The 14,329-nt window shown below is 38.3% G+C and carries 14 protein-coding genes; 3 read left to right on the forward strand and 11 right to left on the reverse strand.

Annotated features, from left to right (window positions below):
- Window position 1: 1 nt before the first annotated feature.
- From filC to filA, 3 genes are all read right to left on the reverse strand, one after another.
- Window positions 2-1,147, reverse strand: a complete 1,146-nt coding sequence (gene filC, locus EXE30_RS09310; protein WP_130162138.1) for a putative pilus system protein FilC — start codon at window positions 1,145-1,147, stop codon at window positions 2-4.
- A gap of 43 nt (window positions 1,148-1,190) precedes the next feature.
- Window positions 1,191-2,024, reverse strand: a complete 834-nt coding sequence (gene filB, locus EXE30_RS09315) for a putative pilus system C39 family peptidase FilB (RefSeq protein WP_130162139.1) — start codon at window positions 2,022-2,024, stop codon at window positions 1,191-1,193.
- Between the two features lie 278 nt (window positions 2,025-2,302).
- Window positions 2,303-3,154: a putative pilus system protein FilA gene (gene filA, locus EXE30_RS09320; protein WP_130162140.1), complete on the reverse strand. Its 852-nt coding sequence runs from the start codon at window positions 3,152-3,154 to the stop codon at window positions 2,303-2,305.
- A 524-nt stretch (window positions 3,155-3,678) separates the two neighbouring features.
- Here filA and EXE30_RS09325 point away from each other — a divergent pair.
- On the forward strand, window positions 3,679-5,031 hold the full coding sequence (locus EXE30_RS09325) for an anthranilate synthase component I family protein (protein ID WP_130162141.1): 1,353 nt from the start codon (window positions 3,679-3,681) through the stop codon (window positions 5,029-5,031).
- 13 nt (window positions 5,032-5,044) lie between these two features.
- Here the strand turns inward: EXE30_RS09325 and hisC are convergent, their stop codons facing one another.
- Window positions 5,045-6,133, reverse strand: a complete 1,089-nt coding sequence (gene hisC, locus EXE30_RS09330; RefSeq protein WP_130162142.1) for a histidinol-phosphate transaminase — start codon at window positions 6,131-6,133, stop codon at window positions 5,045-5,047.
- Window positions 6,134-6,191: 58 nt separating this feature from the next.
- Complete coding sequence (hisD, locus tag EXE30_RS09335; protein WP_130162143.1) at window positions 6,192-7,481, reverse strand: histidinol dehydrogenase; 1,290 nt, start codon at window positions 7,479-7,481, stop codon at window positions 6,192-6,194.
- A gap of 271 nt (window positions 7,482-7,752) precedes the next feature.
- Here hisD and EXE30_RS09340 point away from each other — a divergent pair, with 271 nt between their 5' ends.
- Both EXE30_RS09340 and EXE30_RS09345 read left to right on the forward strand, forming a co-directional pair.
- On the forward strand, window positions 7,753-8,184 hold the full coding sequence (locus EXE30_RS09340) for a carboxymuconolactone decarboxylase family protein (RefSeq protein WP_130162144.1): 432 nt from the start codon (window positions 7,753-7,755) through the stop codon (window positions 8,182-8,184).
- A 2-nt stretch (window positions 8,185-8,186) separates the two neighbouring features.
- Complete coding sequence (locus tag EXE30_RS09345) at window positions 8,187-9,077, forward strand: sigma-70 family RNA polymerase sigma factor (RefSeq protein ID WP_171457355.1); 891 nt, start codon at window positions 8,187-8,189, stop codon at window positions 9,075-9,077.
- A 33-nt stretch (window positions 9,078-9,110) separates the two neighbouring features.
- On the opposite strand, the gene hisG is transcribed toward EXE30_RS09345, so the two are convergent.
- The 6 genes from hisG to EXE30_RS09375 all read right to left on the reverse strand — a co-directional run bounded on the left by hisG (window position 9,111) and on the right by EXE30_RS09375 (window position 14,286).
- A complete protein-coding gene (gene hisG / locus EXE30_RS09350) occupies window positions 9,111-9,794 on the reverse strand; it encodes an ATP phosphoribosyltransferase (RefSeq protein ID WP_121930046.1) in 684 nt (227 codons plus the stop codon).
- A complete protein-coding gene (gene murA, locus EXE30_RS09355; protein ID WP_130162145.1) occupies window positions 9,791-11,050 on the reverse strand; it encodes a UDP-N-acetylglucosamine 1-carboxyvinyltransferase in 1,260 nt (419 codons plus the stop codon). Before murA ends, hisG begins: the two co-directional genes overlap by 4 nt.
- A 6-nt stretch (window positions 11,051-11,056) precedes the next feature.
- On the reverse strand, window positions 11,057-11,308 hold the full coding sequence (gene ibaG / locus EXE30_RS09360) for a BolA family iron metabolism protein IbaG (protein ID WP_005198374.1): 252 nt from the start codon (window positions 11,306-11,308) through the stop codon (window positions 11,057-11,059).
- Window positions 11,309-11,447: 139 nt separating this feature from the next.
- Window positions 11,448-11,789 carry a ribosome hibernation-promoting factor, HPF/YfiA family gene (hpf, locus tag EXE30_RS09365; protein WP_004669794.1) on the reverse strand — a complete coding sequence of 114 codons (342 nt, stop codon included), beginning with the start codon at window positions 11,787-11,789 and terminating at the stop codon, window positions 11,448-11,450.
- Window positions 11,790-11,956: 167 nt separating this feature from the next.
- The gene (locus EXE30_RS09370; protein WP_130162146.1) at window positions 11,957-13,408 is read right to left on the reverse strand and encodes an RNA polymerase factor sigma-54; all 1,452 of its coding nucleotides are present in this window, start codon (window positions 13,406-13,408) and stop codon (window positions 11,957-11,959) included.
- 299 nt (window positions 13,409-13,707) lie between these two features.
- Window positions 13,708-14,286, reverse strand: a complete 579-nt coding sequence (locus tag EXE30_RS09375; RefSeq protein ID WP_130162147.1) for a DUF6000 family protein — start codon at window positions 14,284-14,286, stop codon at window positions 13,708-13,710.
- Window positions 14,287-14,329 lie beyond the last annotated feature (43 nt).

Raw genomic sequence — 14,329 nt, forward strand, 5'->3', positions numbered from 1 at the left:
CTTAGCGTAGTTTCTTGCCGAAACCTATAATATCAAGCGGGAAAGACAAACCTAATGATACATCTGGCGCGTCCTCAGTTAATCCTATTCCAACAGTTCCATTGACAATCGTTGCAGGTGAAACACGAACACCTAAAGCAAATGACAACATAGAACTACTTTGATCTGCCGACTTAAAGCTTTCCCCATTTTTGAAATAGAACTTTGAACCTGTGTTAAAGCTTTGTTGATATGACATGGTCAGTGAAACATCATAGTTAAATGAATATGCGAAACCAAAAGCAAAACCACCACTGACGCCTGGATCAAAACTTTCTAAAATACGCTGTCCGTCTGCCCCACCACCACGAACTTGGTTTAATCCAGACTCTTTAAATCCATAGCTTGCTGAAACAGAAGTAAATAAAACCACTGGATCGATATATTTACGCGTACTGACACCGCCACCGACTGAATAATATCCTTTACCTGTCGATAGCTCATCTATCGCAATTTCGTAAGGACTATCACCCGTCTTGGTTGATAGGCTACCAAATACGATCAAAGGTAGACGTCCTTGTTTGAGCGGGAATGGTTCCCAACGTGCACCAAAAGAAATATCACCGAGCCCTGCTGCTGTTTTATCATCTAATAATTGTTTTTTCGCCATAAAAGGCAATGAAGCCGATAAAGTGACATTATCTAAAAGACCATATTGCAGCGTAAAGGTATTGGTTAAGGTATGGTTGGCATCTTCTTCAACTCGAAGATTTCTTAAACTACCATCTTCCATGGAAGCATCAATACGACTATCACGGTAATAAGTATAATCAATGTCATAATATGAAGAAATCACACCTTTCTTGATCAATGAATATTGGCGCTCACTAGATGTAAAGACCTCTTGCAGATTGGCTTCTTGTGTAGCATCACCCTCCTGCTGCTGTAATGCACTCGCAGCCTGATTTACACTATTTTCAGCTGGCGATGGCTCAGCTACAACTGAAGGAGCATCAGCGGCTTCATCTGAGTCTACAGCTAAGGTCTGTTCCGCGTCTTGAATCTGCCCAACCTGATCTACTGCTGCTTGTTCTTCCGCATAAAGAGTTGTTGTGATCGCACTTAGACTTAAGGCAAGCACACTCATATTCATCCATTGATTATTCATTATAACATCCTACTTATGCATTTAATTTACTAAAACTTAAGGACTATTTGCGTTTATAGTACATCCGCATATACGTCGTAACTGGTTTATTGTAGTTTGCTGAGTTCGAGTTGGTATCTAATACACGACGCATGGTCGATGCTCTATCCGCTAAACGCTCAAACCGAGGTGTTTGAAATTGAATGTCAGCAAGTGCATATTTGTTTATCGTCGCATCTTCTACATGGCGCATATCTGCATCTTGCAATGCCAATAGGTCTTTACGATATTGCTCAGGCACATCAACGAGGAAAAGCGTATTGTTATCCCAAACCTCTTTAAAACGAACTTCATCAAAACTAATGTTACCTAAAGCGGGATCAGCGACATAAACGCGCCCATCTTTATAGGCTTTGTAAACCACAAAATGCTTAAAGCCCGCATAAGTAATTGGAACAATCGCAGGTTGTTTCAATTCGATCAGATCTGAAAACTTCCCTCTATAGCCACCGCTGTTCAGTCCAAGCGCGGTAACAAAGCGTTTCATGTCTAATAATGAAAAACTACGGCGTTCAATAATACGTTGGTATTCACCATATTGAAGTAAACCAGACATGGTTTGCTGTTCAGTTAAGCTCAGGCCACCATAGCCATTTAATAAAGTGGTCAATGCCGCTGAACCACAGCTATAGTCATAAGCTTGGCGAACAATACCGCGAAACTGATCCTCTACAGCAGGTTTAATAGTGACGACTTCACGGTGATTCCGTGTAAAAGAAGGGTTACGAGAATCTAGGGTTTCTGTATAGTAGACAGTCCCCTCAGGTTTTTTTTCTATTTCAAAGGCTTGCGTTGTGAAATAATACATCAATGCCGAGCCTAAAGCGATCTCTAACATAAGTCTCTTTTTCTAACCGTGGCAGCACTTGCCTTATTCATTTTATTTTTAGTGTTCAGTCACAAACACTACGTCCTTGCCTGTTGAAGATACCTTTTTTTATGAAAAAATACAGCTTTTTTTTATTTTTTTTGACGAAATGTATGTTTTTAACTTGAGTTAGATTTATTTTATGTATCCAAAACATAACTATAGACACAATATGACTATAGTAATATTTACCAAAAAAATATAAAGAAAAAAAAGCGCATGATGCGCTTTTTTTTCTTTAAGAAAGATTAGTGACCAGAAATGGTAATTGTTGATGTACCAACATTTAAACCTTGAATTTCTACATCACCAATTGAAGCTGCACCACTACTACCCAAATGTACACCTTCGATATACACATTCATACCTTGAGTACTGTTGTTTTGCAAACGAAGTCCGTTAGTCGTTACAGAAATATCAGTATTAATATTTAAATCACCAGTAGTGTTACCAGTACCACGAACATAAATATTGTCTAAGAAGATTTGACCACCGCCAGCAGCGTCATTAATACCAAGATTAGAAATCGTCAAACCACCTTGTAAGGTAGAATCAAGTTTGATCATCGCACCCTGCGGTGTAGCACCTAATTGAACATTTGCAGTGATTGCACCTAAAGATAAGTCCAAGCCAGATAGAATTTCTGTTGGCGTTCCTGTCACACCACGAACAGCAGTAACAGTATCAGTTAAAGAGCTGCCATTTGATGCTGCAACACCAATAGAACCAATATTTACATTTACCGCGCCTACGCTAGCAGCAATGTTGAGGAATGCATCCCCGCCAGTACCTGCATCGCTATCAATCACTAGGTCTAGTAAATTACCAGTACCGACTTGAGTGATATTAAGACCATCAATTGTGATCGCACCCGCAACACCTGTTGCACCCGTAATACCTGTTGCTGTTTGCAAACCATCATTATCGTGAATATATAACTTATCGATTGAGATACCACCAGCACCTAAAGCAATACCGATATTAATCCCATCTTGACCTGTCGCAGCGCTTAGTGCAGTATCGTCCATTGCCTGCATAGCCATTGCATTTGCGCTAATCGCCATTGAAGAAACTAAAACGAGTTTAGTAAACATTTTCATTGAGCACTCTCCCAAGAGCATTTATTTTTTGACTTTCACTACTCTAAACTGTCCACTGTTGTTTTTTCTTAAATGACAACCTGAACTTCCAATCCTTGAGTAGTTCGCTTAGCAACTACTAAATTACTCGTTTGTTATTTTATGTTCAACTCCTGTTAAATGTTTTTTACCAACAACCCGATAAACGGTGTAAAAAACGCCAAATAACCTCACGCTCAACAAAAACAAATAAGCATATAAAATATAAGGTTTTTTAAAATGAATACATGCCTAATTTAGATAAAAATTATGACAAAACAGTTGCTTTATCTTCTTTTTAAAAAGTAACGATGAAATGTAAGTAAAATTGTTTCTTCTATTTCTGCTTATAGACACGATTGACATCTAGCCTCCTCGTTATTTTTGATCAAATAGGTAAAAATCCTGTCTATTTTTCAAACTAAATCATTATAAAGTCTCACTAGAGTTTTTGGGGTTGTAGTACAATCCTCTTTTCCAAATGTAGATGAATATATTTTCATTTTATGTCTTATTTTAAACAAAAGCTAAACACGCCACTTACTTCTGCATTTGATCTTCTTTCCCAACTTCATGATTTAAAGGGTTTGGTATTTTTACATGACCAAAACTTTCCTGTAATTGCTTTTCTTCCTCAAAAATTTCTTATATTTCAAAAATCAATAATTCAGCAATTTCATCAGACTGAATTTAATCAATATCAAATACAAGCAAAAGCAACAACTGTTACTGAGTTTTCAAAGTTTGATCCAACCGCTCAAACCTCACAGCGAGATGTAACTTTTAATGGGGGATATATTGGCTTTTTTAGTTATGACTATAGTGCCAATCAGCATGTCAATATTTCCAGCCACCCTCAGCCCAGCTTTTTCTTAGGCCAATACTCAACTTTTTTGAGATTTCAGGATAATGCTTGGTATTTTCATAGTGATGAAGCAAAAGCTCAGCTTATTTTTTCACGTATTTCTGATCTGATTAATCAACCGACACCTAAGAACCTGTCCACACTTTCTTTACTTGAAAAATGCCACCCTCGTTGGTCAAAACAACAATATATCAAAGCATTCCAACACGTTCAGGAATACATCAAAGCTGGTGATTGTTATCAGATTAATCTCACTCAAGAGTTTAAAGCAACAGCTAAAGGATCTTTACTAAACTCAGCACCAGCATTATGGCAACTCACACATGCACCTTATGCTGGCTATCTAAAAATTGATGATTTTGAATTATTAAGCTGTTCACCTGAGTTATTTATCGAGTTTCAACAAAATCGGAAAATAAAAACACGCCCCATTAAAGGCACTATGCCCCGTTTTGATAATCCCGAAGATGATCGTATTTCCAAAGAAACTTTATGTAAATCTGAAAAAGATCAGGCTGAAAATGTGATGATCGTAGATTTATTGCGAAATGATTTAAGTGTTTATGCTGAAACAGGTTCAGTCTCCACCACCAAACTATTTGAAATAGAAAGTTTCAATCAAGTTCATCATATGGTCAGCGAAATTACCGCGACATTAAAAGAAGAAATCAACCCGATGCAAATGTTATTATCTGCCCTACCTGGCGGTTCAATTACAGGAGCTCCAAAAATTCGTGCTATGCAAATTATTGAGGAACTGGAAGGTGCACCTCGCGGTGCTTATTGCGGCAGTCTTGGGTATTTTAATTTTGATGGGACGGGTCGATGGAATATTTTGATTCGCAGTATTCAAAAATATCAAAACGAATTATCCATGTGGGCAGGTGGCGGTATCACCATTGCTTCTGATGCTGAAGCCGAATATCAAGAATGTTTTGATAAAATTTCTGCCATGCTCGATTTACTCAATACATGGCAGAAAACAGAAGTGTAAATCAAAACTAGATTTATAAAATATGCGTTTTTAGCGTATCCACTAAACGCTTATTTTGTTCATCTGTACCAATCGTGATACGCAAGAATTGGTTAATCCGAGGTTTATTGAAATAACGAACTAGAATCCCCTGTTCACGTAATTGTTGCGTTAATTGTGCCGCATCATATTTTGGGTGCGTGGCAAAAATGAAATTTGCTTTTGATGGCAATACTTGAAAACCTAGAACTGTTAATTCACTGATTAATTTTTCACGGCTGTCTATGACTTTTTCACATTGTGCTTCAAAATAGGCCTGATCCTCAAATGAGGCAACCGCAGCTGCAATTGCAAAACGATCTATTGGATAAGAATTAAAGCTATTTTTTACTGCTTCAAGTGCAGCAATCAAATGACTTTGTGCAATGGCAAACCCGACACGTAAACCCGCCAATGAACGTGATTTAGAGGTTGTTTGGCAGACCACTAAGTTTTCATATTTATCAACCAATTGAACAGCAGTTTCAGCACCAAAGTCGACATAAGCCTCATCGATCACAACGACACGATTAGGATTTGCTTGTAAAACCTGTTCGATTTGATCCAGACCCAAAGCAATACTGGTTGGTGCATTTGGATTGGTAATAATAACCCCACCATTCACTTGCTTATAATCTACAACATCAATTTCAAAATTTTCATTCAATGGAATTTGCTGGGTGTGGATTCCAAAGAACTGGCTATAAACAGGATAAAAACTATAAGTAATATCGGGATAAAGTATAGGTTCTTTCTGAATAAAAAATGCTTTAAAAATATGCGCTAAAACTTCATCAGAACCATTTCCCACAAAGACTTGTGTAATATCAACATTTTGTTGCTTAGCAATTGCTTGCTTCAACGCTGTTGCATCAGGGTCTGGATATAAGCGCAAAGCATCTGCTTGATTTGCCAAAACGGCTTGAACCGCTGCCTCAACTTTCGGTGAGGGCGGATAAGGGTTTTCATTAGTATTAAGCTTTAATAGGTTCTGAATTTTAGGTTGTTCACCAGGAACGTAAGGTTCCAATTCACGAACCTCAGGGCTCCAAAAACGCATTTGTTCTATTGTGATATTCGACATTTTAATTCTCTAATAATCCCCTCTCCTACAAGGAGAGGGTTAGGGAGAGGTTTTAAATTTATTGATAACGGTAGCGTGCTGAACGGGCATGAGCATCTAGATTTTCCTGTACCGCAAGCACATCTGCAGTTTTCGCCAAAGGTTTAACGCCTTCCTGTGAACACATGATTAGGCTAGAACGCTTTTGGAAATCATAGACGCCAAGTGGAGACGAGAAACGCGCTGTACCCGACGTTGGCAGGACATGGTTTGGACCTGCACAATAATCACCAATTGCTTCAGGCGTATAACGCCCCATAAAGATTGCACCAGCATGACGAATCTCTTGACTCATCTGTTCAGCATCATCTAAACACAGCTCTAAATGCTCAGGTGCAACTTGATTAATCAATTCAACTGCTTCTGCCCGATCTTTAACGAGAACCAATGCACCTCGATTTTGAATCGAAGTTCTGGCAATTTCAGCTTTTGGTAATTCACTTAAATGCTTTTCAATCGCAGCATCAACGGCATTCAAAAGATCTTCATCAGGTGTAATAAAAATGGCTTGGGCAACCGTATCATGTTCCGCTTGTGACAACACATCCATCGCAAGCCAATCCGCATTATTTTCGCCTTCGGCATAAACCAAAATTTCTGAAGGCCCTGCTATCATATCAATACCGACTTGACCAAATACGGCTCTTTTTGCCGCTGCAACAAAACGATTTCCTGGACCAGTAATTTTATCTACTGCTGGAACAGTTTGTGTGCCATAAGCCAAAGCGGCGACAGCTTGCGCACCACCAATTGTAAATACTCGACTTACCCCAGCCAAATAGGCTGCTGCTAGAACCAATGGATTTAACTCACCATTGGGTGCCGGAACAACCATAATGATTTCAGGAACACCTGCAACATGGGCAGGAAGTGCGTTCATCAATACAGAAGATGGGTAAGAAGCTAAACCACCGGGCACATAAATTCCGACCCGATCAAGTGGTGTGACTTTTTGACCTAAAGTATTTCCCAACTCATCAATATAAGTCCACCCTTCTTGCTTTTGAGCTTGATGGAAAGCACGAATACGCTTTGCAGCAAGTTCTAATGCATCACGGATTTCAACCGTTAATCCCTCAAATGCAGTTTTAAGTTGTGCTTGAGTCAGCTCTAAATCAGAGAATTGATGCGCGGGATGTCGATCGAACTGTTGCGTTAATTTAAGCACATGATCATCACCATGCTGACGAACATCAGCAATAATTTGATCTACAGTTTGTATTAATTGAGGATCGTTGACAGTTTCAAATGCTAATAGTTCAGCAAATGTCTGTTTAAAATTTTGATCCTGAGTCGATAAACGTCGCATCAATTTACCCACAAGGCGAATAAGAGAGCGCTAAGTTTACTCTTTTTCACTCTATTTGTGGATGCAATATCAGCCTAAAAAAATATTGAGGGAAAATCAGTACATCAATGAGCAATCCAATAGCATTACTCATCTAAAAACCACTAATTAATTAGAAGTATTTTTAAAATAAAAACAATCTCTTAAAAATTATTTTTAACTCCTTGTCACAGACTTAAGTGCTGATTCGTCAATTTAGAAACCATGTTTGTTTATTTCAGGAGTTTTAAAAATGGCGATAAATAATATTCATCCTCAAAAACATTTACCAGATGCAGTGCAACACCTCCATCAAGTGCACCAAAATCTTGACGACTTAGACTTGATCCCGCGCTCTCTTTATCATTTAGTTCTATTAAGAGCTTCACAAATCAATGGATGTGCTTATTGCGTCAAAATGCATATTGCCGAAGCGTTAGCAGATGGTGAGACCCAATCACGTCTAGAGCGCCTAATTGTATGGCGTCATTGTGCTGACTATAGCGACCAAGAAAGAGTCGCCTTTGCTTGGGTAGAAGCATTAACGACACTACACCCTCAAACAGATTATGCGCCGCTACGTTCTAACCTATTAGAATATTTCAACGAACAGCAAATATCTGCTTTAACTTTATTGATTGGCATGATTAATTTATGGAATCGTATCGGCATTTCACAACATTAAAGATGATGCAAAATCAACAAAATCTAACCACACATGATTTAGATCTATTTCAAGCAAGCCGAGCATTCTTGTTCGGCCTAGCTTATCGCATCTTAGGTTCAACACATGACGCAGATGACGTATTACAGGATATTTTTCTAAAATGGCAAATGCAGCCTAAAGAGGAAATCCTCAATCCCCAAGCTTGGCTTACTTCGGTATGTACTCGTCATTGTATTGACTTACTTCGTTCACACCACAAGTCACGGACTGAATATGTGGGTACATGGTTACCCGAACCGTATCAACATACAGAACAGATATCGATCGAATCTGATTACACCCTATCTACTGCATTTCTTTTAGTTCTTGAAAAACTCTCCCCCAAAGAACGTGCAGCTTACTTACTACACGATATTTTTAATCTTGATTACCAAGAAGTTTCTGAAATTATCCAAGAGCAGCACAGTTATTGTCGGCAATTAGTAGCACGTGGAAGAAAACGGATTTCAGAACAACCAAAAGTACTTTCGACATTACCAACTTCACATCAGATGACTTTACTAAATGCGTTTAGAGATGCCGTTCACTCACACAATCTCGATCAACTTAAAAAACTACTGAGTGAAGATATTCAGCTTGCTGCAGATGGTGGCGGTAAGGTTTCAGCCATTCCTCAACCACTCATCGATCAGCCCAGTGTGTTACGCTTTTTTGAGCGCTTGCTATTTCAGGCTTGGAATGAGCTTTTTTGGGAAATATGTCATCTCAATGGCAATATTGGCTTTAAGTTATATGATCAGCAGCATAATTGTGTGATCGCGATGACATTTGCATTTGATCGCAATCAACAGATTCAAAATATCTATGTCATGCGAAATCCTGACAAACTAAAAAATAAAAGGCCAACCTAAGTTGACCTTTGTACAGAATAGGAGCTTTTATTTCTAACGCTCTTTAATCGCCTGCTCAAGTTGAGTCAGAATTGGGTTTAATAAAGCTTGTTTACGTTTGAAACTTGCTTTATTAACAATTAAACGTGAAGAAACTTTGCAAATTTCTTCTAATGGCTCTAAGCCATTGGCACGTAAAGTATTCCCGGTATCGACCACATCGACAATGTAATCGCCCAATCCAACAAGCGGTGCAAGTTCCATTGAACCATAGAGCTTAATCACATCAACCTGCTCACCAAGGCTTGCATAATATTGACGAGTTAAGTTGACGTATTTGGTTGCGATCTTTAAACGCCCTTTTGGACGTTCCATTCCCACTTTCCCCGCAGTCATTAACTTACAATTGGCAATTTTCAGGTCAAGTAACTCATAAACATGTTGCGCGCCATGTTCCATCAATACATCTTTACCCGCTACGCCAAAGTCTGCTGCACCATTTTCAACATACGTCGGCACATCAGAAGCACGTAAAATAAGAATACGTACTTTTTTATGCGTAGTTGGAAAAATCAGCTTACGCGACTTTTCTGGATCTTCCAGTAAATTGATGCCAGCATTTTCAAGCAAAGGTAAAGTCTCTTTTAAAATACGACCTTTACTGAGCGCCAAAGTTAAACCATGATCAAAATTGCCCATTACATCAAAATTTGGATCATCGTTTCTTACGTCATTCATCCTTTTACTCGCTTAATCTGAGCCCCTAAACTTTGCAATTTTTCTTCGATGTGTTCGTAACCACGATCAATATGATAAATACGATCGATCAATGTCTCACCCTCTGCAACCAAAGCAGCAAGAACAAGCGAAAATGAAGCACGCAAATCAGTCGCCATCACAGGTGCAGCTTGAAGTGTCTCTACTCCAGTTACAACCGCGTCATGCCCTTCGACTTGAATGTTTGCACCCATACGTGACAGTTCAGGTACATGCATAAAACGATTTTCAAAAATTGTTTCAGAAATCGTTGCAAAACCACGACCAATTGCATTTACCGCCATCAATTGTGCTTGCATATCTGTAGGAAAATCTGGATGTGGTAATGTTCTAAAACTCACAGCTTTAGGTCGTTTACCTTGCATATCGAGTTCAATCCAGTCATCACCGCAAGTGACTTCCGCCCCCATTTCTTCAAACTTCTCCAATACCGCTTCTAGCAATAAAGGGTCAGTATGTGTGGTTTTAACTCGGCCACCCGTAATCGCAGCCGCAGCTAAATATGAACCTGTTTCAATACGATCAGCAACGACAGCGTATTCACAACCATGCAAGCTTTCAACACCAGTTACAACCAACGTATCCGTGTCTAAACCTTCAATCTTAGCGCCCATTTTAATCAGCATTTGCGCAAGATCAGTAATTTCTGGTTCACGAGCAGCATTACGAATCGTGGTTACACCATCAGCCAATGCCGCAGCCATTAAAATGTTTTCTGTACCGCCAACAGTGACCATATCAAAAACAACTTCGCCACCTTTTAAGCGGCCATCAACTGAAGCATGGACATAACCATTTTCAACTTCAATTTGCGCACCCAAAGCTTCTAGTGCTTTTAGATGCTGATCAACTGGACGTGAACCAATCGCACAACCACCAGGTAATGAAACCTTCGCGTTACCATAACGCGCCAATAACGGACCAAGCACCAGAATAGATGCACGCATTGTTTTTACAAGCTCATAGGGTGCAAATTGGTTATCTAATGTTGAAGCATCAGCACAAACCGTTTCACCCTCATAACTCATGGTGATCCCCAAACCCGCTATCAGTTCAACTAATGTATTTACATCTTTTAGATTGGGTACGTTGGTTAGCGTAGTCGGAGAGTCAGCAAGGATCATTGCTGCAAGTAAAGGCAAAGCTGCATTTTTAGCACCAGAAATGCGCACTTCGCCCTCGAGCTTAACACCGCCCGTGATTAAAAATTTATCCATTAATATTTATGCTCCGAAAAGGCTTGCTTTACGCCATTCGTCTTTTGTCATTGCGCGAATCGTAACAGCGTGAACTGCACCACTCGCAATATAAGAATTCAGGGGTGCATAAACAGCCTGTTGGCGAGTGACGGTACGTTTACCTTCAAACTGGTCATCAACAATACGAAGATCAAACTTGCCAGCCTGTCCGCTCACTGCTACTTCTGCTTCAGGAAAAGCTTCTTTTAAAATTTGCGTGAGCTGCTCACTATTCATTGCCAAGACCTCTTATACAACCATTGGTGTAAAACGCGCTATTTTACTATAACTTTTTCATATAATTCAGTAAGCGTTTTCTTTTTTTATCACTAAAAAAAGAGGCTCTATAAAAAGCCTCTCTTAATCGACTTAAAAATTAAGTCAAAATCGCAAGTTCATGTTGATAAGAACATTGTATTTTTCTATGTTTTGCAAGCTGTCGTTTTAATTTTTCTGTTAGTTTTTTTATCGAAGTATACATATCATCAGCTGTCGCCTGTGCAAACAATTCAATCCCCGGCAGGCGTATAATTGCTTCTGCAATATGGTTTGCACTTCCTTTATGTGAACGTTTATCGACTTGATGATCTTTAGCCAGTTTGATCTGCATACTATTGACTTGATCTAGATGCTTGGTCATCTGACTAAACTTTTCTTTAATATTTTCTTCAATTGCAGGTGTAATGGTTAAATGGTGTCCACGAATCGTTATTTGCATAATTCTATCCCTCACCTTTTCTTAGGATACGAGAATATCGCCCAAGCAATTTAATGCACAAAATGTGGTTCTACACTCATTAAATCATTTTAGCGAATCCTCTAGTGATTATTAAAAAATTCATTATTTGGTCATAATGAATGCCTAGAATAGTCACACCTTGAAATTCAGATCAAGACTTTTCTTTCAGATGATGAGGGAATATGTAACGATTCACGATATTTCGCGACGGTCCGTCGAGCCACTTCAATCCCTTCTACTTTTAACATCTCAGCAATAGTATTATCTGACAAAGGCTTACGGGGATTTTCATTTGATACTAATTTTTTAATCATGGCTCGAATTGCCGTAGAAGAAGCCTCACCACCTGCGGTCGTTCCGACGTGACTTGAAAAGAAATATTTCAATTCAAAAAGTCCGCGCGGTGTCAGCATATATTTATTGGTTGTCACACGAGATACTGTCGATTCATGTAACTCAACTTCTTCAGCAACATCACGCAACACCAAGGGTTTCATTGCCTCTGGCCCCAACTCTAAAAAAGCTCGCTGGTGCTCAACAATACATGTCGCGACTTTTAATAAAGTCTTATGACGCTCATCAACACTTTTAATGAAGTTTTTAGCCTCAAGCATCTGATTGCGCAAATAAACATTATCATCACTCTGATCAGCACGACGAATCATACTGGAATAAAAAGAGTTGATTCTCAACTTAGGGATGACATCTGGATTAAGTTGCACCTGCCAATGTAGATCTTTTTTAGCAACAACGACATCTGGAACTTGATATTCAGATTCTTGCTGATTGAACTCCAACCCAGGATAAGGCTTCAAAGTTTTTAATAAATCAACCGCGTTTTTTAACTGTTCTTTAGTTAAACCCGTTTGCTTCAACAACTTATTTAAATCATTTGCAATAAGCAACTCATAACTTTTTAGAAGCTTCTTTGCTTCAGCCACATAGAGAACTTTTTCACTTAAACTTTCAAGTTGAATCCTGAGACATTCTGCAAGATTTCGAGAACCAACCCCCACTGGGTCCAAATGTTGAATATGTTTCAGAACAACAATGATCTCATCAAGTTCAACCTCTTCCTCACTGTCCATTTCTTGTAATATACGTGTTACAGCAAACAGAATTTCATCCAAATCTGCATCTAAGAAGCCTTTATCATCCAAAGAATCCACTACACAATAGGCAATCAACTTATCAAGATTAGAAAAATGCAACAAATTAACCTGCTCTAAAATATGTTCTTTTAGATTATGTTGAACCTGCCGGTTATCTTCTCTTTCCTCATACTCTGGCGATCCTAGAGCTGTAGACTGATGGGTGTAAATATCATCCCATTCAGTATCAACAGGTAAATCATTTGGTAGGTGATCAGCATTAAGCTCTGTGGTTAAATCTGCATTTTCTTCTGCGGGCTCTAATGTAGATAAGCTTTCTGTTGTGCTCACCTCTTCAATTTTTTCGAGTAACGGGTTACTATCCAATTGTATTTGTACTTCTTGCTCTAATTCTAAACTTGAAAGTTGCAAGAGACGAATTGCCTGCTGTAATTGAGGAGTTAACGAGAGACTGTTCGCAACTTTCAACCCAACAGATAATTTCATAAAGCCTTCCTTATATTTAAACAAGCAAAAAACATGCCTATAAAATTATTTATAACATAAAGAAATGTTTACGCATATAAGGAAAAAAGAAATTCGACTTATTTTTTATCACTAGGATTTATCAAAATAAAATTTTTATAGAAACATCAACAAAGTAAAATATTAGAAACATTCATTATTACGATTAAAGACTAGTAATTATAATCGTTATTAGACTCCCCTCAAAAATCAAATGACCTCAATAAGCAAATACAGGGAGAGAAGTTCGTCATATCTAAATAATATTTTATAGATGAATATCAAAACTCCCAATCAAACAATTCCATTACCAAAAGAAATGTAGATTGAACATGATTATGTCTTTTTTTCCAAAATTCCTTATACACTGGAGGCAATCCTTCAAGAAATAAAAACCATTGCCTATCATGCAATACCTTACTTTCTGGCTGTAAATAATTTAATGCTGCATAAGCCCATTCTGGTTGTAATGCTTCATTAATACACCTATTCGCCAATACAGTGTCATTACACTTTTCTATATATTTTAATAACCCTGTGTAAGATTGTTCCCCTCCAAGGCGAGCAAGACATATACATAAATGTTCTGTATGATTCGGGTACTGTAACAGTCTTGAAAGGATTTTATCAGAAAATTGATTCATCTTTCTTAAAGCAATTGTCCACACTCCAACTTTTTCAGAACGCCACCCTTCATTAAGCATTTGTATAATTTCAATATCTGATAGTTCTAAAGCGCAACTTGTAAATGCTTTCCATAGAACCTTTCGTTTTGCTTCAGATATTAAAATAATATTGCCATTCATAAACTCTAAATAAAAAGGCTGAACATATTTAGGGTGAACCATCCAATTAGTCATTCTTTAATTACCTTTATTTTAAAATTCCAATTTTAATTTATCT

The sequence above is a fragment of the Acinetobacter halotolerans genome (assembly GCF_004208515.1).
In the GTDB taxonomy this organism is placed as follows: domain Bacteria; phylum Pseudomonadota; class Gammaproteobacteria; order Pseudomonadales; family Moraxellaceae; genus Acinetobacter; species Acinetobacter halotolerans.

Bases quoted from the DNA above. Each gene is read 5' to 3' on its own strand.
- murA (WP_130162145.1), bottom strand. From the start codon at position 11,050: ATGGATAAATTTTTAATCACGGGCGGTGTTAAGCTCGAGGGCGAAGTG.
- hisG (WP_121930046.1), bottom strand. From the start codon at position 9,794: ATGAATGACGTAAGAAACGATGATCCAAATTTTGATGTAATGGGCAAT.
- EXE30_RS09375 (WP_130162147.1), bottom strand. From the start codon at position 14,286: ATGACTAATTGGATGGTTCACCCTAAATATGTTCAGCCTTTTTATTTA.
- EXE30_RS09370 (WP_130162146.1), bottom strand. From the start codon at position 13,408: ATGAAATTATCTGTTGGGTTGAAAGTTGCGAACAGTCTCTCGTTAACT.
- EXE30_RS09345 (WP_171457355.1), top strand. From the start codon at position 8,187: ATGATGCAAAATCAACAAAATCTAACCACACATGATTTAGATCTATTT.
- filB (WP_130162139.1), bottom strand. From the start codon at position 2,024: ATGTTAGAGATCGCTTTAGGCTCGGCATTGATGTATTATTTCACAACG.
- EXE30_RS09340 (WP_130162144.1), top strand. From the start codon at position 7,753: ATGGCGATAAATAATATTCATCCTCAAAAACATTTACCAGATGCAGTG.
- ibaG (WP_005198374.1), bottom strand. From the start codon at position 11,308: ATGAATAGTGAGCAGCTCACGCAAATTTTAAAAGAAGCTTTTCCTGAA.
- hpf (WP_004669794.1), bottom strand. From the start codon at position 11,789: ATGCAAATAACGATTCGTGGACACCATTTAACCATTACACCTGCAATT.
- filC (WP_130162138.1), bottom strand. From the start codon at position 1,147: ATGAATAATCAATGGATGAATATGAGTGTGCTTGCCTTAAGTCTAAGT.
- filA (WP_130162140.1), bottom strand. From the start codon at position 3,154: ATGAAAATGTTTACTAAACTCGTTTTAGTTTCTTCAATGGCGATTAGC.
- hisD (WP_130162143.1), bottom strand. From the start codon at position 7,481: ATGCGACGTTTATCGACTCAGGATCAAAATTTTAAACAGACATTTGCT.
- hisC (WP_130162142.1), bottom strand. From the start codon at position 6,133: ATGTCGAATATCACAATAGAACAAATGCGTTTTTGGAGCCCTGAGGTT.
- EXE30_RS09325 (WP_130162141.1), top strand. From the start codon at position 3,679: ATGTCTTATTTTAAACAAAAGCTAAACACGCCACTTACTTCTGCATTT.